This is a genomic window from Sphingomonas sp., from assembly GCF_036387535.1.
Taxonomy (GTDB): Bacteria; Pseudomonadota; Alphaproteobacteria; order Sphingomonadales; family Sphingomonadaceae; genus Sphingomonas_R.
In genome coordinates this window covers 1-17707 of record NZ_DASVTO010000157.1, presented here as the reverse complement: position 1 = coordinate 17707, position 17707 = coordinate 1, and the positions used below count along the sequence as shown (strand labels likewise).

The 17707-nt window shown below is 68.0% G+C and carries 18 protein-coding genes and 1 pseudogene; 7 read left to right on the top strand and 12 right to left on the bottom strand.

Translation table 11 applies throughout. The annotated features are described in order from the left end of the window. Nucleotides 1-37: 37 nt before the first annotated feature. Genes VF649_RS14570 through VF649_RS14560 form a run of 3 tightly spaced genes read left to right on the top strand, consistent with a single transcriptional unit; the run spans nucleotide 38 to nucleotide 2557 of the window. On the top strand, nucleotides 38-685 hold the full coding sequence (locus VF649_RS14570; protein WP_331012681.1) for a Tim44/TimA family putative adaptor protein: 648 nt from the start codon (nucleotides 38-40) through the stop codon (nucleotides 683-685). After that, nucleotides 682-2031, top strand: coding sequence for a murein transglycosylase A (locus VF649_RS14565; RefSeq protein ID WP_331012680.1), 1350 nt, complete (start codon nucleotides 682-684; stop codon nucleotides 2029-2031). The genes VF649_RS14570 and VF649_RS14565 overlap by 4 nt, the downstream gene beginning before the upstream one ends. After that, the gene (locus tag VF649_RS14560) at nucleotides 2006-2557 is read left to right on the top strand and encodes a Smr/MutS family protein (RefSeq protein ID WP_331012679.1); all 552 of its coding nucleotides are present in this window, start codon (nucleotides 2006-2008) and stop codon (nucleotides 2555-2557) included. Before VF649_RS14565 ends, VF649_RS14560 begins: the two co-directional genes overlap by 26 nt. A 243-nt stretch (nucleotides 2558-2800) precedes the next feature. On the opposite strand, the gene dapE is transcribed toward VF649_RS14560, so the two are convergent. From dapE to VF649_RS14520, 8 genes are all read right to left on the bottom strand, one after another. Next, nucleotides 2801-3925 (bottom strand): succinyl-diaminopimelate desuccinylase, encoded by a 1125-nt coding sequence (gene dapE, locus VF649_RS14555; protein ID WP_331012678.1) that lies wholly within the window; start codon nucleotides 3923-3925, stop codon nucleotides 2801-2803. Nucleotides 3926-3998: 73 nt separating this feature from the next. Beyond that, on the bottom strand, nucleotides 3999-4664 hold the full coding sequence (locus tag VF649_RS14550) for a glutathione S-transferase (protein WP_331012677.1): 666 nt from the start codon (nucleotides 4662-4664) through the stop codon (nucleotides 3999-4001). A gap of 130 nt (nucleotides 4665-4794) precedes the next feature. Then, entirely contained in the window at nucleotides 4795-5448 is a 654-nt protein-coding gene (yihA, locus tag VF649_RS14545; protein ID WP_331012676.1) for a ribosome biogenesis GTP-binding protein YihA/YsxC, read from the bottom strand. A gap of 81 nt (nucleotides 5449-5529) precedes the next feature. Then, nucleotides 5530-7272 (bottom strand): membrane protein insertase YidC, encoded by a 1743-nt coding sequence (yidC, locus tag VF649_RS14540; protein ID WP_331012675.1) that lies wholly within the window; start codon nucleotides 7270-7272, stop codon nucleotides 5530-5532. Between the two features lie 19 nt (nucleotides 7273-7291). Continuing rightward, nucleotides 7292-7516 carry a membrane protein insertion efficiency factor YidD gene (gene yidD, locus VF649_RS14535; RefSeq protein ID WP_331012674.1) on the bottom strand — a complete coding sequence of 75 codons (225 nt, stop codon included), beginning with the start codon at nucleotides 7514-7516 and terminating at the stop codon, nucleotides 7292-7294. Further along, entirely contained in the window at nucleotides 7513-7830 is a 318-nt protein-coding gene (gene rnpA / locus VF649_RS14530) for a ribonuclease P protein component (RefSeq protein ID WP_331012673.1), read from the bottom strand. The genes yidD and rnpA overlap by 4 nt, the downstream gene beginning before the upstream one ends. A gap of 5 nt (nucleotides 7831-7835) precedes the next feature. After that, nucleotides 7836-7970, bottom strand: coding sequence for a 50S ribosomal protein L34 (rpmH, locus tag VF649_RS14525; RefSeq protein ID WP_076071284.1), 135 nt, complete (start codon nucleotides 7968-7970; stop codon nucleotides 7836-7838). A gap of 727 nt (nucleotides 7971-8697) precedes the next feature. Next, nucleotides 8698-9381, bottom strand: a complete 684-nt coding sequence (locus VF649_RS14520; protein WP_331012672.1) for a class I SAM-dependent methyltransferase — start codon at nucleotides 9379-9381, stop codon at nucleotides 8698-8700. 241 nt (nucleotides 9382-9622) lie between these two features. Here VF649_RS14520 and VF649_RS14515 point away from each other — a divergent pair, with 241 nt between their 5' ends. Both VF649_RS14515 and VF649_RS14510 read left to right on the top strand, forming a co-directional pair. Further along, nucleotides 9623-11131, top strand: coding sequence for a YifB family Mg chelatase-like AAA ATPase (locus VF649_RS14515; RefSeq protein ID WP_331012671.1), 1509 nt, complete (start codon nucleotides 9623-9625; stop codon nucleotides 11129-11131). A gap of 85 nt (nucleotides 11132-11216) precedes the next feature. Further along, nucleotides 11217-13256 (top strand): TonB-dependent receptor, encoded by a 2040-nt coding sequence (locus VF649_RS14510; protein ID WP_331012670.1) that lies wholly within the window; start codon nucleotides 11217-11219, stop codon nucleotides 13254-13256. 19 nt (nucleotides 13257-13275) lie between these two features. On the opposite strand, the gene VF649_RS14505 is transcribed toward VF649_RS14510, so the two are convergent. Beyond that, a complete protein-coding gene (locus VF649_RS14505) occupies nucleotides 13276-14991 on the bottom strand; it encodes a gamma-glutamyltransferase family protein (protein ID WP_414713691.1) in 1716 nt (571 codons plus the stop codon). 135 nt (nucleotides 14992-15126) lie between these two features. Here VF649_RS14505 and VF649_RS14500 point away from each other — a divergent pair, with 135 nt between their 5' ends. Then, on the top strand, nucleotides 15127-15333 hold the full coding sequence (locus tag VF649_RS14500) for a hypothetical protein (protein WP_331012669.1): 207 nt from the start codon (nucleotides 15127-15129) through the stop codon (nucleotides 15331-15333). Between the two features lie 23 nt (nucleotides 15334-15356). Here VF649_RS14500 and VF649_RS14495 read toward each other — a convergent pair whose 3' ends face one another. Genes VF649_RS14495 through VF649_RS14485 form a run of 3 tightly spaced genes read right to left on the bottom strand, consistent with a single transcriptional unit; the run spans nucleotide 15357 to nucleotide 17111 of the window. Then, on the bottom strand, nucleotides 15357-15857 hold the full coding sequence (locus VF649_RS14495) for an LptA/OstA family protein (RefSeq protein ID WP_331012668.1): 501 nt from the start codon (nucleotides 15855-15857) through the stop codon (nucleotides 15357-15359). Between the two features lie 5 nt (nucleotides 15858-15862). After that, nucleotides 15863-16501: an LPS export ABC transporter periplasmic protein LptC gene (gene lptC / locus VF649_RS14490; RefSeq protein WP_331012667.1), complete on the bottom strand. Its 639-nt coding sequence runs from the start codon at nucleotides 16499-16501 to the stop codon at nucleotides 15863-15865. Next, nucleotides 16494-17111, bottom strand: a complete 618-nt coding sequence (locus VF649_RS14485; protein WP_331012666.1) for a ribonuclease H-like domain-containing protein — start codon at nucleotides 17109-17111, stop codon at nucleotides 16494-16496. Before VF649_RS14485 ends, lptC begins: the two co-directional genes overlap by 8 nt. Before the next feature lie 323 nt (nucleotides 17112-17434). Between VF649_RS14485 and VF649_RS14480 the strand changes: the two are divergent. Beyond that, nucleotides 17435-17707: pseudogene (locus VF649_RS14480) on the top strand (cold-shock protein); the annotation flags it as partial.

Below are 17707 nucleotides of genomic sequence, written 5' to 3'. Positions count from 1 at the left end.
TGTGACGATCGCATCCTGAAGCGCGTTCGGAGGCTCGGTGGAAACGATCATCATCCTGGCATTGGTCTTCTTCTTCGTCGGATTGCGGCTGTACAGCGTCCTGGGCAAACGCACCGGGCATGAACAACCGATCGTGAAGCCGGTGGAGACCAAAGCGGTGACGGCGTTACCGCGCGGCATGATGGACGCGAAACCCGATCCGGCGGCCGCGGGCGAGCCGACGATCGATGCCCGGGCCCGGGACGGCCTGCGTGCGTTGGTGTCGGCCGATCCGCAGTTCGATGTCGCCCGGTTCCTGGAAGGCGCGCAGTCCGCCTATCGCATGATCCTGGAAGCCTATTGGGCGGGCGACGAGGCCGCGCTGGAAACGCTGGTCGATGCCGACGTGCGGGCGGCGTTCGTCGACGCGATCGCCGAGCGGCGGGCGGCCGGGCATGTTCTGGACAACCGGCTGGTGTCGATCGAGCGCGCGATGATCGATGCGGTGCGCGTCGACGGCCAGACGGCCACGATCGTGGTGCGGTTCGATGCCGATATCGCGGCGGTAACCCGTGATGCGGAACAGAATGTGATCGCGGGATCGGTGAGCGATGCGGTCAGCACGCATGACGTGTGGACGTTCGCGCGCAGCGTGCGGGCGAGTGATCCCAACTGGATCCTGGTCGAAACCGACGAGGCGGCGTGATCCGGCGTTCGTGCGCGGCCGCGACGGTCGCGCTGCTGCTGGCGGGATGCGCGACCACAGAGCGGCCGGTGGCGTCCGGCGGCAGGCCGGCGATCGACCGTCCGCCCGAAACGGCGCGGATGGAGGCCAGATTGCCGCCGCCGACCAGCCTGACGCCCGGCCCGGTGCGGGTGGTGCCGCGCGCCATCGTTCCGCCAATGTCTCCACCTTATCTGGCGGTGCCGGGTGCGACGAGCGCCGCGGCAAGCGGCGTGCGGGCAGGACCGCCGTTCGCGGCGCTGGGCGCGACCGATCCGGAAGCGCGCGCGGCGCTGGCCGCGTTTCGAATCAGCTGCCCGTCGCTGGTCAGGCGGACCGATCGCAGCGGACTGACTCGGCCGGCCGATTGGCAACCCGCCTGTGCCGCGGCGGCAAGCTGGCCTCGCGAGGATGCGCTCGGTTTTTTCGCCCGCTATCTGGAGCCGGTGGTGGTGGGCGACGGGCGGGCGTTCGCGACCGGCTATTACGAGCCGGAAATCGCGGGATCGCGCACGCGGCGACCGGGATATGAGGTGCCGATCTATGGCCGGCCGGATGACCTGATCGATGTCGATCTGGGGCTGTTCGCGCCCGACCTGAAAGGCCGCAAGATCCGCGGGCAGGTGCAGGGCAGCGCGCTGACGCTGTATCCGGACCGCAGCCGGATCGTGGCGGGCGAATTGGGCGCGCATGCGCCGGTGGTCGCCTGGGCGCATGATCCGATCGAGATGTTCTTCCTGCAGGTGCAGGGATCGGGGCTGTTGCGCCTGCCCGATGGCGGGATCATGCGGGTGGGCTATGCCACGCAGAATGGCCGTGAATATACCGGCATCGGCCGGTACATGAAGGATCGTGGACTGTTCGGTCCCAATGATTCGACGTCGATGCAGGGCATCATCGCGCGCCTGCGGCAGGAGCCGGACGGCGGCGCCGCGATCATGAACGCCAACAAGAGCTTCGTCTTCTTTCGCGAACTGGGTGGGGCCGGGCCGCTGGGGGCAATGGGGTTTCCGGTGATGGGCCGGACGACGGTCGCCGCGGACCCGGCGTTCACGCCGCTGGGCGCGCCGCTGTTCCTGTCGATGGATCATGGCGAGGCGAGCGGATTGTGGGTGGCGCAGGATACGGGCGGCGCGATCAAGGGCGCCAACCGGTTCGACACCTATTGGGGATCGGGCGCGGAGGCGCGGACGGTGGCGGGCGGCATGTCGGCGCGCGGGCAGGCGTGGTTGCTGTTGCCGATCGGTACGGTGGCACGGTTGACTGGCGCGGCGTTCGGGGCCGGGGCGGGAAGCGGGGACGATGGCGGGACGCCGGCTCGCCCCTGACGAACAGGCGCTGTGGCGGCGGGTGATCGCCGATGTGCGCCCGCTGGCGCCGATGGCCATGCCACAACCGACACCGGTGACGATGACGCCGCCGGCTTCGGTGCCGCGCGGACGAGCCATGCCGGCGGTGCCGGCGGCGCGCGCGATGCCGAAGCCGCCGGCTGCCCCGCCCGGCGAGACGCTGGACGGTGGATGGGACCGGCGATTGCGGCGTGGGATGGTGCAGCCGGATGTCGTGATCGACCTCCATGGTTATACCCTGGTCCAGGCGCATTCCGTGCTGGAGGCCGGGCTGGGCAACGCGCTGGCGACCGGTGCGCGGATGATGTTGCTGGTCACCGGCAAACCGCCGAAGGTGCGCGGCAGCGCGCTGGATCGGCCGGGAAGGGGTGCGATCCGCGCGGTGATCGGCGACTGGCTGACCGGATCATCCCATGCCGGGCGGATCGCGGCGGTTCGCCATGCGCATCCGCGGCACGGCGGGGCGGGCGCGTTATATGTCATCCTGCGGCGGGTGCGCGGATAGGCGCAACCAGTATATTCTCAGAGACCGGGGGGCGAGCCTTGCCCCCCACGATGGTCAGCGGGCGCGCAGGCCGTGAACGGTCACGAACGTCATGATCGCGAGCAGGATGAACAGCGCGCTGTACAGTTCGTCGCGGTTGAGCTGAAAATCGAAAGCCATCGAAGCGTCTCCGTCATTGCTCCGGAGGATATGGCACCCCGACTTTGCTGCCACGCAACATGGCCGTGACAAAATGTTTCGGGATTACAGCGCGTCCGCGGCCGGCGCGGGCAGCGCGGCGCGGAGGATATCGGCGTAGATCGCACTCAGCGCGTGCAGGTCGGCGACGGCGACGGCTTCGTCCAGCTTGTGCATGGTGGCATTGAGCAGGCCGAATTCGACGACCGGGCAGAGCCGCGACAGGAAGCGCGCGTCCGAGGTGCCGCCGCCGGTGGAGAGAACCGGATCGACCCCGGTCTGCGCGCGGATCGCCGTGGCGACCAGATCGGAGAGGGTGCCGGGTTGCGTCAGGAAAGCCTCGCCCGAAATCCTGGCGGACTGCGTGCCACCATGGCGTTCGACGATGGCGCGAATCCGGGCGACCAGATCCGCGCCGCGTTGCAGATCGTTAAAGCGGATGTTGAGCCGCGCCGTGGCCGCCGCCGGGATGATGTTGGTCGCAGGGTTGCCCACGGTGATGTCGGTGACCTCCAGGTTCGATGGCTGAAACCAGTCGGTGCCGTCGTCGAGCTGGAGGGCCTGCACCTCCGCGAGGATGGCGGTCAGGCGCGGGATCGGATTGTCGGCGAGGTGCGGATAGGCGACGTGCCCCTGTGTTCCGGCGACGGCGATCTGGATGTTGACCGAACCGCGCCGGCCGATCTTGATCGTGTCGCCCAGCCGGGTTTCGGACGTCGGTTCGCCGACCAGGCACAGATCGGGGCGGATGCCACGCGCCGCCATCCAGTCCATCAACGCGAGCGTGCCATAGGTGGCGGGGCCTTCCTCGTCCCCGGTGATGAGCAGGCTGAGCGTGCCGCCATGATCGGGAATGCCCGCGGCCGCCGCGACGAAGGCAGCGATCGCCCCCTTCATATCGACCGCGCCGCGGCCGTGGAGGAGGTCGCCGCGGATCGCGGGGACGAACGCGTCCGGGGTGGCGGGGACGACGTCGGTATGGCCTGCAAAGGCGAAATGCGGGCGGCCCGATCCGCGGCTGGCGAACAGGTTGCGGACCGGGCCATCGGGGGCTTCGCCGGTCCAGAAGGTTTCGACGGTAAAGCCGATCGATTCGAGCGCGGTAGCCAAGACATCGAGCGCACCCGCATCGGCGGGCGTCACGCTGGGGCAGGCGATCAGATCGGCGGTGAGGGTAACAGGGTCGAGCATCATCATTCCTAAGGGCGTCGCGTCCGGGCCGGCCCCTCTCCCAACCCTCCCCCCGGAGGGGAGAGGGTTGTTGTCATGCATCGGAGGAAAGCTCATATTTCGCGACGACCCAGGGTTCCGTCCGGGCGGCGTCGATCCAGGCGGCGACGTCGGGGTGGCGGAGGAGAGTGGTGGCGTAAGCTTCGGCGACCGGCGGGAGCGGGATGGCATAGGTGCGGAAGCGGGTAGCGACCGGCGCGAAGATCAGGTCGGCGGCGCCGTAATCGCCGAACAGATAGTCGCCGCCGCCGCCGAAGCGGGTGCGCGCCTCCGTCCAGAGCGCGACGATGCGGTCGACATCCGTCTGGACCGCATCCGGCAGTGCGGCGGCGGGATAGTGGCGGCGGACGTTCATCGTGCAGTGGCGGCGGAGATCGGGATAGCTGCTGTGCATTTCCGCGGCCATCGACCGCGCCAGCGCGCGGGCGGCGGGATCGGCGGGCCAGAAGCGGTCGCGGCCGACCATGTCCGCGAGATAGTCGACGATCGCCAAGCTGTCCCAGACGACTGCGTCGCCATCGATCAGGATCGGTACCTTGCCGGCGGACGCGCGAAAGGGGGGTGTCGCCTGCGCGGCGTCCCATTCCTCGCTCCACATCGGGATCAGGGTTTCGTCGTGGACCAGACCGGACAGGCGCACGGCGAGCCAGCCGCGCATCGACCAGCTGCTATAGGCCTTGTTGCCGATGATGATCTGCATCTGTGTTCCCCCCGAATGTGGGGCTTGTGCCTTGCGGTTGTTTTTGGGGCAAGGGTGTCGGCTTCACCCTCACCCTCCCATTCGCAAGGGCGAATGGGTCCCTCCCTCCCGGACGGAGAGGAGAAGGTGTTTAGTGGAGGATCGCTTCGAGGACGGCGGCGCGGAGTTCGGGGATGCCGAGGCCGGTTTCGCTGGAGGTGACCAGGATTTCGGGGTGGGCGGCGACATGCTTGCGCGCCTCCGCGATCGTGGCGGCGGTGATAGCCGCCAGTTCGCTTGCCTTGATCTTGTCGGCCTTGGTCAGGACGAGGCGGTAGGACACGGCGGCCTTGTCGAGCATCGTCATGATCTCGCGATCGACATCCTTGGTGCCGTGGCGGCTGTCGATCAGGACCAGCGCGCGTTTCAGGACGACGCGGCCGCGCAGATAGTCATTCACCAGAAACCGCCATTTGCGGACCATGTCCTTGGGCGCCTTGGCAAAGCCGTAGCCGGGCATGTCGACCAGCCGAAAGACGAGCGGATCGCCGACGTCGAAGAAATTGAGTTCCTGCGTCCGCCCCGGTGTGTTGGACGTGCGGGCGAGCGTGTTGCGGCCAGTGAGCGCGTTCAGCAGTGAGGATTTGCCGACATTGGACCGACCGGCGAACGTCACCTCCGCCACGTCCGGGCTGGGCAGATGTTCCAGCGCCGGCGCGGATTTCAGGAAGCCGATCGGCCCGGCGAACAACCGGCGGGCGGGTTCGACCAAGTCGGCGGCGGAGGGGATCTCGTCATCGGTCATGGGCTGGTCCTGAGGTGCGATACCCCCGGTTTGCGACCGGGGGGCGGTTCTCGACACGCTCGAACCAATACGGCGCGGGCGTTACTTCTTGGGCGTTTTGGCCGGCTTGATTGTCGCGACGGGCGCGGTCTTCATGCCGGGATAGCGGCTGTAGAACCAGCTTTGCTGCGCGATGGTCAGCAGGTTGCTGGTGATCCAGTAGAGCAGCAGCCCGACCGCATAGGGCGCCATGATGAACATGAACACCCAGGGCATGATCGCGAAGATCTGTGCCTGCGTCGGATCGGCGGGTGCGGGGTTGAGCTTGAACTGGAAATATTGCGTGACGCCGAGCAGGATCGGGATGACGCCGATCGCGATCATGTGCGGCGGGGTGAAGGCCAGCATGCCGAACAGGTTGACCGGGGTCAGCGGATCGGGCGCGGACAGATCCTTGATCCACAGCGCGAACGGCTGGTGCCGCATCTCGATCGTCAGCATCAGCACCTTGTACAGCGCATAGCCGATCGGAATCTGGATCAGGATCGGCAGGCAGCCCGACATCGGGTTGACCTTCTCCGTCTTGTACAACTCCAGCATTTCCGCCTGCAGCTTGGGCTTGTCATCCTTGTAGCGTTCCTGAAGCAGCTTCATCTTGGGCTGGATGACGCGCATGCCGGCCATCGACTGGAACTGTTTCTGCGCGATCGGGAACATCAGCGCCTTCACCAGCACGGTCAGCAGGATGATGGCCACGCCGAAATTGCCGACCGCCTTGAACAGCCAGTCGAGCACGGTGAAGATGGGCTTTTCGAGAATTTCGAACCAGCCCCAGTCGATCGCGCGGCCGAGATGGGAAATGCCGAGCGACGATTCATACCCGTCGAGTGTCGCGACTTCCTTGGCACCGGCGAAGAAATGCTGGGTGACGCTGGACTGCTTGCCCGGCGCGATCACGCGCGAGCGGTTGGTGAGTTGCGCCTGATATCGCTGGCCATCGCCGGCGCGGAAGGCGGCGTCGAACGGCACCGTCTGTTCCGGGGCAAGCGCGGCAAGCCAATATTTGTCGCCGAAGCCGAGCCAGCCGCCGGTCGAGCTGTAGCTGATGCCGGTCGCGCCGGCGCCGTCAAGTTCCTTGAAGTTGGGGCCGTAATTGGTCTTGCCATCGATCGTCGAGATCGGGCCGGTGTGCATCGTCCAGCCATCGGGGTCCTTCGACACACCGGTGCGGCTGATCAGCGCATAGGGTTGCACCGCGACCGGGCCCGTGCCGGCGTTGCCGACCGTCTGCGTCACGGTGAACATGTAATTGGCATCGACCGCGAACCGCAGGCGATAGACCTGACCGCGACCGTTGTTCCAGCTGAGCGTTACGGGGCGGCCAGGTGCGAGCGTGGTGCCGTCGGCGGTCCAGACGGTATCGGCGCCGGGCAGCGCGGCGCCTGCGCCCGTCCAGCCGAAGCCGGCGAAATAGGCGTCGCCCGTCCCGCCGGGCGACAGCAGCCGGATCGGCGGCGCGTTCTTCGCGATCGTTTCCCCATAAGCGGTGAGGGTGAGATCGTCGATGCGTGCGCCGCGCAGGTTGATCGAACCGGCCAGTTTCGGCGTCGCGATCCGGACGCGCGGGCTTTCGCGCAGCACGACGGCGCGGTCGCGCGCGGCGAGGGGGCCGTCCTGCGCGGGGTCGGCCTGCGGCTGCGGCAGGGGGACGGGCTTGCCCGCGACGATCCTGGTGGTGGCGGGCGTGGCGGTGGGCAGCAGCCGGTTGGAGACCACGCTCCATCCGAACAGCACGAGCGCGGACAATATGATCGCGAGGATCAGGTTGCGGTTTTCGCTATTCAACGGAATGCACCCCGATATCTCATGGAACTGGATCGGCGCCGCAGCCACCCCAAGGGTGGCAACGCAGCAACCGGCGGGTGGCGAGCCAGCCACCCTTTGCCGCCCCATAGCGCGACAAGGCCTCGATCGCATAGGCCGAACAACTGGGCGTGTAGCGACAGGTTGGGGGCAGCAGGCGGGACGGGCCGATCTGCCACGCGCGCGCAACGGTGATCAGCACCAGCGCGGCGACCCGGCCGATCATCGTTTCAGCTTGGCCAGCGCCTTGTCGAGATCGCGCGCGAGATCGGCGAACGGGCGGTCGATACCGGCGCTGCGCCCGATGAGGACATGATCCGCCCCCGGCATGCCACCTGTGGGCAGCGCCGCGCGGGCCAGTGCTCGCAGCCGCCGTTTCAGGCGATTGCGGACGACGGCGTTCCCGACTTTCTTGGTAACGGTGTAGCCGATGCGGATCGCGGGATCGGTATCGCCGCGCGGTCGCATCTGAAGGATGAAGCCGGGCATCGGTGCCCGGCGCCCCCCATTCGCCGCGACGAAATCCGCGCGGCGCGTCAAGGTGATCAGGCCGACAGCACCTTGCGACCGCGCGCCCGGCGCGCCGCCAGGATCTTGCGTCCACCCGGCGTCGCCGAGCGCGTGCGGAAGCCGTGACGGCGGGCACGGACGAGGTTCGACGGCTGGAAAGTGCGCTTCATCGGTCATTCCTTGGGCATCAACGTCAAAAGGCCGCGCGACGAGCGTGCGGCCGGAGCGCGGCCCGGATAGGCAAAGCTATGTGCTGAGTCAATGGCACCAGACTGAAGACGCCGTCTGGATTTGACACCCCGGCGGTGCGGCTGCGGGGTATGGAGTTTTCACAATCTCGGATCTTGAGCCAGGTTTCAGGCTACGGACCTGATCGGACTTGAGCCGAGGAATGATCCAGCCTTGGATCACACAACTCATGGATCATGAACCGTCACTGACCCACCCCCTTGTTGCTGGTGCCCGCTTGTGCCACGCGGCGGGTAAGCGAATTCTCGGCCGAGGTTTCCGGCGCCATCTTGTTGGTAGAGGCGGGAAGCGTCGGCGCGGATGAAGAATGCGATATCCTCATTCAACGGGCCCTTGGCGCTGACGCGACTCCTCTTCTGGTGCCGTTCGTGAAGCTAGATGCAGGTGCAGTTGGCGCCGAGATTGTAGGCGTTCGCGGCCGTCGGGATGGCGGGCGGGGCGGTGCCCGAAAGCCGCGAGCGATACAATGGGTACTGACGGCGATGGGGCTCGCGCTGCGGCCAGGCAGATCATCGGCAACTTGTCGCTCGCCGACTTGCCGATCGCTCACTCCTTAGGCACCAACTTGTAGCAGCGAAGAGCGTGCACCCGGAAAGGCGAGGAGCCACCGGCCACAGATTTGTATGACGCGATTGCAGCCTGCCGCGATCAACGGCGTCGGGCGCGCAGGAGATCCATGATATCGCCGAATGGACGGATGTTGAAGGCTTCGCGATGAAGCTGGCAATCGGCGAAGCCGAGTCTGCTGATCTGCTCTACGGGTCGGGTGGCCGCATCGACTGCGCGGGTTTGCCTCCAAAGCACCGTTTCGCCGTGATTCTCGACCAGTGTCGCGAAGCTGAAGCCGGGCAAATAGTCCCGCAGGAAGAAGATCACGCGATAGACATCGCCCATCCAATCGACATTCCGAATTCCGCGCGCTGCGCGAAACGCATTCGAATCCCGTTGCGATGGGAGCGATGCGGCGTAGCTTGGCGGTAGGACGTCATCGATTACAATCGTGCCACCTTCCCGCAGATGTCCAATTGCGTTCAACAGATCGCGCAGCGTCTGATCGAACGTATGGAGCCCATCGATGAAAATGACGTCGAAACAATCGTTCCCGATGATATGGGCAAAATAGTCGTCGCTGGAACATTCGTGAAAATGGACATCTTGCCCGGCGACGGCAACGCGCTCCGCCGCGAGATCACATGAGAATGCAATGTCAACGGCGACCTTGCGCGCCGCGCGGACCGCGTTGAACGTGTTGCCGTCGAACACGCCGATTTCTAGGTAGGAGGGGCGTTCGTACAGGTCGAGAATGGCTTGGTTCACGTCGGCACGCAGCATTTTTGTTCCCGATCCTGAGCATCGTTTTCGGAGGAGCACCACCACCACATAGCGGCTGGCCGCTGTGGCGGTGCCTGTCGAGGGGTATCGGATCTAATCCTAACCGATGGATCAACGCTAGGTCCATGCCCGCCCCGCGTCCGACCTGGGCGGGTGACGAATATTGATCTGAGAGCTGCCGCCGAAGCCCCTCGACTTTCGCGGTGGTGCGCCTGATAGCCGGTCATTGGGGGAGAAGTGCATGGTCGCGCATGTTTCGACGGTGGCGTATCTGGGGCTGGAAGCGCGCGCGGTCGAGGTGCAGGTGCAGCTGGCGCCGGGCGTGCCGGCGTTCAACATCGTCGGGCTGGCCGACAAGGCGGTGGCGGAAAGCCGCGAGCGGGTGCGATCGGCGTTGACCGCGATCGGGCTGGCGTTGCCGCCGAAGCGGATCACCGTGAACCTGTCGCCCGCCGACCTGCCGAAGGAGGGATCGCATTACGACCTGCCGATCGCGCTGGGGCTGCTGGGCGCGATGGGCGTGATCGATGCCGAGACGCTGGCCGCCTATGTCGTGGTGGGCGAATTGGGGCTGGACGGCCGGGTATCAGGGACGCCGGGCGTGCTGCTGGCCGCACTCCACGCGTCGGAACAGGGGCTGGGGCTGGTGTGCCCCGCGGCGCAGGGACCGGAAGCGGCGTGGGCGGGATCGATCGAGGTGGTGGGCGCGCCGGGATTGCTGGCGCTGCTCAACCATTTCAAGGGCACGGCGCCGCTGCCGGCGCCGCTGCCGGGCGAGATCGCGGCGGTGCCGGAGGGTCCGGACCTGAAACAGGTCAAGGGACAGGAGACCGCCAAGCGCGCGCTGGAGATCGCGGCGGCGGGCGGGCACAATCTGATCATGGCGGGGCCGCCGGGGGCGGGCAAGTCGCTGATGGCGGCGTGCCTGCCCGGTATCCTGCCCGACCTGACGCCGGCGGAGGCGCTGGAAGTGTCGATGGTGGCGTCGGTGGCGGGACTGTTGCAGGACGGGCGGCTGATCCGCCGGCGACCCTATCGCGCGCCGCACCACAGCGCATCGATGGCGGCGCTGGTGGGAGGCGGGCTGAAGGTACGGCCGGGCGAGGTCAGCCTGGCGCATCTGGGCGTGCTGTTCCTGGACGAGCTGCCCGAGTTCCAGCGTACGGTGCTGGATTCGCTGCGCCAGCCGCTGGAGACCGGGCGGGTATCGGTCGCGCGGGCGAACGCGCACGTTACGTTTCCGGCGCGGGTCCAGCTGGTCGCGGCGATGAATCCGTGCCGGTGCGGGCATCTGGGCGACCCGGCGCTCGCCTGCGCGCGGGCGCCGCGCTGTGCGTCCGATTATCAGGCGAAGCTGTCGGGGCCGTTGCTCGACCGCATCGACCTGCATGTCGAGGTCGGCGCGGTGACCGCGGCCGACCTGGTCCTGCCGCCGCCGGCCGAAGGATCGGCGGAGGTCGCCCGGCGGGTGGCGGCGGCACGCGACGTGCAGACCGCGCGCTATGCCGGGGATGGCGTGCGGACCAACGCCGAGGCCGACGGTGCCGTGCTGGACCGCGTGGCAACGCCGGACGCGGCCGGGCGGCAGTTGCTGGCGAAGGCGGCAGAGGCGATGCGGCTGACGGCGCGGGGCTATCACCGCGTGTTGCGCGTGAGCCGGACGATCGCCGACCTGAGCGGTTCGGAGACGGTGGGACGGGTGCATGTCGCGGAGGCGCTGAGCTATCGCCGGCGGGCCCCGACAAATTAACGAAGATTGCAGAAGAAATTAACCATGTTCTCGATAGATGCCGTGAAGCGAGAGCATAAGAAGATCATAAGGTGGGGGTTCGTCGATGTTGGCTTTGTTTCTGATGGTGCAGGCGGCGGCGGTACCGCCGGTATCCAGCGAGATCGTGGTGACCGGGCGCGGGCTGGCGGATGCGCCGGGCGACCGCGTCTATGACAGCATCACCATCGATCGCGCGCGGCTGACCAGCACGGCGAGCGGGCGGCTGGAAGATGTGTTGCGCGACGTGGCGGGGTTTCAGCAATTCCGGCGGTCGGACAGCCGGTCCGCACAGCCGACCAGCCAGGGCGCCACGCTGCGCGGGTTGGGCGGCAACGCATCGAGCCGGGCGCTCGTCCTGCTGGACGGCGTGCCGCAGGTCGACCCCTTCGGCGGCTGGGTCAGTTTTCCGGCGTTCGACCCGATGCGGCTGGGCCAGGTGCGGGTGACCCGCGGGGGCGGGAGCGGTGTCTATGGCCCCGGCGCGCTGGCCGGCACGATCGAACTGTCGAGCGCGGGGCCGGGGGACAGCGACGGCCTGGCGGCCGACCTGGCCTATGGCAGCCGTGACTCGGTGGATACGCACGCGATGGTGGCAGCGCCGCTGGGCGCCGGGTTCGGCTTCATCGCCGGCAGCTATGCGCGGGGCGACGGGTTCATTCCGGTGATCGCATCGGCGCGCGGGCCGGTGGATCGGCCATCCCCCTATGAGCAGGCCAGCGTCGCCGTGCGCGGCGTGGCACCGATCGGCGCGGACAGCGAAGTGCAGGCGAGCGGACTCGGCTTCTATGACCAGCGCGAGCGCGGCGTGCCGTTCACCGGCAACAGCAATGTCGGTGCGGATGCCAGCCTGCGGCTGATCGGGCGCGGGGCCTGGGGTTATGAAGTGCTCGGCTATTTGCAGGTGCGGAAATTCACCAGCAGCTTCGCCGGGATCAACACGGCCCGCACCACGGCCACGCGGACGCTGGATCAATATAATACCCCCGCAACCGGGGCAGGGGGTCGGATCGAGATCCGGCCGCCGCTGGGCGACGGGATCACGTTGCGGCTGGGCGGCGACGTGCGCACGACCGATGGCGAGACGCGCGAACTCTATACCTTCGTCGCGGCCGCGCCGACCCGGCGGCGGGCGGCGGGCGGACGGACCGCGACCCTGGGCGGCTTTGCCGATGTGACCGTGGAGCCGACCGATACGCTGACGCTGACCGCGGGCGGGCGGATCGACCGCTGGTGGATTCGCGGCGGTTTCCTGCGCGAAAATACCCTATCGACGGGCGCGGTGCTGACCAACGCCGCCTTTGCCGATCGCAGCGGTTGGGAACCCACCGCACGCGGCGGGATTGCATGGAGCGTCGCCCCCCAGGTGACGGTGCGCAGCGCCGCCTATCTCGGCTGGCGCCTGCCGACGCTGAACGAACTATATCGTCCGTTCCGCGCAGGGACCGATGCGACCGCCGCGAACGCCGCGTTGAAGCCGGAAACGTCACGCGGCGTGGATGGCGGAATCGACTGGCGGCCGGCGGCCGGCATGCGGCTGGGCGCGACCCTGTTCTGGAACCGGCTGGACGATGCGATCGCCAATGTGACGCTGGGCACCGGGCCGGGGACGTTCCCGGGCGTGGGGTTCGTGGCGGCGGGCGGTGCCTATCGCCAGCGGCAGAACCTGGATCATCTCCGGTCGCGCGGTGTGGAAGTGGAAGGCGAGGCGCGGCTGGCCGCATTCCGGCTGAGCGCATCCTATGCCTATGTCGATGCGCAGGTTGCGGCCGACGGATCGGCCCGGGCGCTGAACGGCCGTGATCCGGCGCAGACGCCGCAGCATCAGGCGACGGGGACGCTGGCATGGGTGCAGGGCGGGCTGCGGGCGTCGGGAACGGTGCGCTATGTCTCGTCGCAATATGAGGACGATCTGAATGCGCGGTCGCTGGGCGATGCGGTGACGTTCGACGCCGCCGTGGCGGTGCCGGTGACACGGCGGGTGGCGATCCAGGTGCGCGGCGAGAATCTGGCCAACCGCCGGGTCGAAGCGGGCGTGACCGGCAACGGCGTGTACGAACGGGCGACCCCCCGCACGCTGTGGGTCGGCATACGGGTGGGCGGCTGAGGCCGCGGAAGGCGGCGGCTCAATAGCCCCTGGCGACCCCGTCACGGCGGGGATCGGCGCCGCCTTCATAGCCGCCGGCGCGGCGGAGCAGGATGTGGACGCCGCTGTTTTCGCGGTCGTCGGGGCGCAGGACGATGCCGCGCGCGGCGAGGCCCGCGACCGTGGCCGGGGCGAACAGCGCGGTGTCGCCGGAATAGGCATCGCCCCTGGCGACCAGGTTGGGGAGCGCGGCGGCGGCCTGTGGTGACAATTTCCAGTCGAGCAGGCCGACGATCGCCTTCAGATTATAGGCTTGGATCGCGGAGCCGCCGGGGGATCCGGCCGCGGCGAGGAAAGCGCCGTTCGCATCGAGAATGATCGCGGGCGCCATCGAGGACCGCGGACGCTTGCCACCCGCGACCGCGTTGGCGGCGGGGGTTCCGTCCGGGTCGAGCGGTGCGAAGCTGAAATCGGTCAGCTGGTTGTTCAGGAAGAAGCCGCCGACCATGCGGCCCGATCCGAAGATGCTTTCGACCGTGGTGGTCATCGACACGACATTGCCGGCGGCATCGGCGATCACGAAATGGGTGGTGCCGCCGGGTTCGATGGTGGCATCGACCCCCGGGGCCGGAGCGCGGGCGGGGTCGCCATGGGTGGGCGCAGGGCCGGCGACGGTGCCGATCAGGCGTGCGCGGGCCGCAAGATAGTCCGGCGCCAGCAGGCCGGCGACCGGCACCGCGACGAAGGCGGGATCACCCACGAAATAATCGCGATCTGCATAAGCGAGGCGGCTGGCCTGTGCGATCTGGAACCACCCCTGCGGATCGGCGGGATCGCGGCGGTCGATATCCGTGGTGGCGACCACGCCGAGGGCGATCTGCAGGCCCAGCCCGCCGGACTCGGTCGCGGGCGTGCAGATCGTGTAGATCCGATAAGGGCGGCAAAGTGCGGCGGTGCGGCGCGGGCGATAGGCCTTCATGTCCGCGAGCGTCAGTGCGCCGGGGCGGGCGCCCTCCCGCACCTTGGCCACGATCGCGGCGGCGATCGGGCCGTCCAGCAAGCCAGCCGGGCCATCGGCGGCGATCCGGCGGAGCGTGGCGGCATAGGCCGGGTTGCGCATGCGATCACCGGCGGCATAGCGGGTGCCGTCCGGCTTGGTGAAATAGGCACGGGCGTCGGGGGTCTGCGCCTGCGGCGCGGCGCTGGCGATCGACATGCCCATGCGGGGGGGCACGACGAAACCGCCTGTCGCAAGCCGGATAGCGGGGGCGAACAGGGTGGGCCAGGGGCGGCGGCCATGATCCTTCTGCGCCATCGCCAACATCGCGATGGCGCCGGGGACGCCGGTCGAGCGGCCCGACAGCACCGCGGAAACCCGACTTTCCACGGTACCATCGGGATTGGTGAACAGCGTCGGCGTGGCGGCGGCGGGCGCGGTTTCGCGGCCGTCATAGGCGGTCACGCGGCGAGTACGGGCATCATAATGGACCAGGAACGCGCCGCCGCCGACGCCCGAGCTTTGCGGTTCGACCAGCCCGAGCACCGCCTGCACCGCGACCGCGGCATCGACCGCGCTGCCGCCGCGGCGCAGGATGTCCAGCCCGGCGTCGACCGCCAGCGGATTGGCGGCCGCGATCATCGCATGTGAGGCGAGCGGAGACGCGGCGGCGGCCAAAGCGGGCGCGGGTGGCGGCGCCGTGATGGTGGTGCAACCGCCTAGGATCAGGGTCGCGAGCGGCAGGACGATACGCATCATGACCGTGAGAATAGCGCGGGCGGACGAAAGGTCCACTGGCGCGACCATGGAACAGGTCGGCAGAGGATATGGCGGTCGGCGGAACAGAAACCACGCTGTCGCGCTGTTGCCGCAACGCATAGAAGGAGACGATACATGTTCGGAAAGATCATCGGTGCACTGGTCGGGCGCGAAATCGACCGGCGCGACGGGCGCGGCGGCACAAAGGGCGCGATCCTGGGGATGGTGGCGACCGGGGGGCTGCGACGGCTGGGTCCGCTCGGCATGATCCTGGGTGGCGGCTACGTCGCCAAGAAAGCATATGATCGGCGGCGGGCGTCCCGGAGCCAGCGCGGCTACTGACCCGCAAGCCCGTACCCGACCGGTTATTGCCGGTCGGGGACCGTGAAGCGCCCGGTGACGCGACCACCCTGTGCACCGCCGTCGACATTGGCGCGACCGGAATTGAGGTCATAGATCAGCCGCTGGCTGCGCACCTGATTTCCACCCTGGCGGGTCAGGACGACGCCGCCGATCATGGTGATGATCCGCTTGTTGAGATCGTAGATCGCGAACTGGCTGCGCGCGGTTTCGGTCGGCGCGGTCAGGGTGACACCGCCGCTGGCATCGAGCCGCTGGATCTGCGGGTTGCCGGCGACCGTCAGGTAGGTGATCGTCGCACGATCGGACGCCAGTTTCAGATTGCCCTGCGCGACGCGGACATTGCCGTTCAACACCGCGCGGCCATCACGGCTGGCAAGCGTGCCCGAATCCGACGACACGTCGATCGGGCCGTTGGTGTCGAGCCCGGCAAGACCCGACGACGTCTGCGCCAGGACCGGCGTGGCGAGGATCAGGAGCAGGGTACAGGCGGCGGTGCGGATCATGCGCGTCACTTGGCCCGGCGTCGCGGGATTTGCAACCGCACCCCCTGCGTCAGCGTGAGGACGCGGGTGTTGAGATCCCCGGTCAGGTGCCCCCCCTGGAACGTGCCGAGTTCGCCGCGGCCATCGACCGGACCGCCCGACGCGATCCTGCGCGTCTGAAGATCGACGGTGACGTCGCGCGTCTGCATCCGGTAGCCATTGGCGCCGCTGAACAGCACCTGGCCATCGATCGCGACCTTTTCGGTGTCCATGTCGTAGCGGCCCTTGCGCGCGACGATCGTGGCCGGACCGTCGTCCAGCTGGATGCGGGCCGACAGATCGTCCATGCGCACCACCGGGACGCGCGACGTCTGCTGCACCGCCGATGCGGCGCGCAGCTGAAACGGCTGGCCCTTGCTGTCCTGTCCGCGATAATTGGCCTCCGTCACACGCATGCGTTCGCGCGCGACATCGACCCGGTCCTTCGCGAGCACGAAACTGACGTCGCGGCCGCCGAGCAGGGGCGCGATCGCCAGCACGATCGCCAGCGCGGCGATCGCCAGCGGCAAGACGATCCGCAGGATGCCGATCACGCGATCATGACTGCCCCCGCGGGCGGCCCAGGCGCGGCGGCGGTTGCGGGCAAGGGCGCCTGCCTCAGACATGCGCGAAGATGTCGACCTCCGCCCAACCGGCGATATCGAGCGCGGCACGCGCGGGCAGGAAATCGAAGCACGCCTGCGCCAGCGCCATCCGCCCTTCGCGTTCCAGCCGCACGTCCAGCTTCGCCTTCATCGCGTGCAGGAACCGGACGTCGGACGCGGCATAGTCCTTCTGCGCGTCGCTCAGTTCGGGCGCGCCCCAATCGGACGATTGCTGTTGCTTGCTGATATCCTGGCCCAGCAGTTCGCGGACCAGTTCCTTCAGCCCGTGGCGATCGGTGTAGGTCCGGATCAGCCGCGACGCGGTCTTCGTGCAATAGACCGGCGCCGCCACCGTTTCGAGATAATATTGGATCGCGGCGATATCGAACCGGGCGAAATGATAGAGTTTGAGCCGCGCGGGATCGGCCAGCACGGCGCGCAGGTTGGGCGCGGCATAGTCGCTGCCGGGACCGAAGCGGACGAGATGCTCGTCGCCCTGACCGTCGCTGATCTGCACCAGGCACAGGCGGTCGCGTGGGGTCATCAACCCCATCGTCTCGGTATCGACCGCAATCGGGCCGGGTGCGAGGACGCCGAGCGGCAGATCCTCCTCGTGAAAATGGACTGTCATCCGAACCGCATAGGCGGTGCCGGCCACCGGCTCAATCGCAAAGCGTCGCCATCACCGTCGTCCGCACCCCCGCCCGCGTGATCGCAAAGGCGCGCAAACCCGCCATGGATCAATAATCTGGCGCGATAGGCTGGCCATAATACAACAGTTGTTTTTCCTTTGGTCCCATCTGTCGACCAACTGGCCGAAAGCGCTCGCGGAGAATGGGAAAATACTTTATGGCGATTCTTTGGCACGGCCTTGGCTCGTGCTGGACAGCGCGTGCGCCTCGCCCGGCGTGCATGCTTTTCACTGCAGGGGCGACCGGGAAAGATTTACTAGGCATGAGTTTCGATCGAGGACGGCGCGGGCAGCGCGGCGACAAGGGCAAGGGCAACTTCGGCGGCGACGACAGCAGCTACGGTGGCGGCAGCTCCTATGGCGGCGGCGGCGGTTACGGCGGCGGTGGCGGCTATGGCGGCGGCGGTGATCGCTTCGGCGGCGGCGGCGGCGGTTATGGCGGCGGCGGCGGCGGCGATCGTTTCGGCGGCGGCGGCAGTGGCGGCTATGGCGGCGGCGGTGGCGGCGGTGATCGCTTCGGCGGCGGCGGCGGCGGT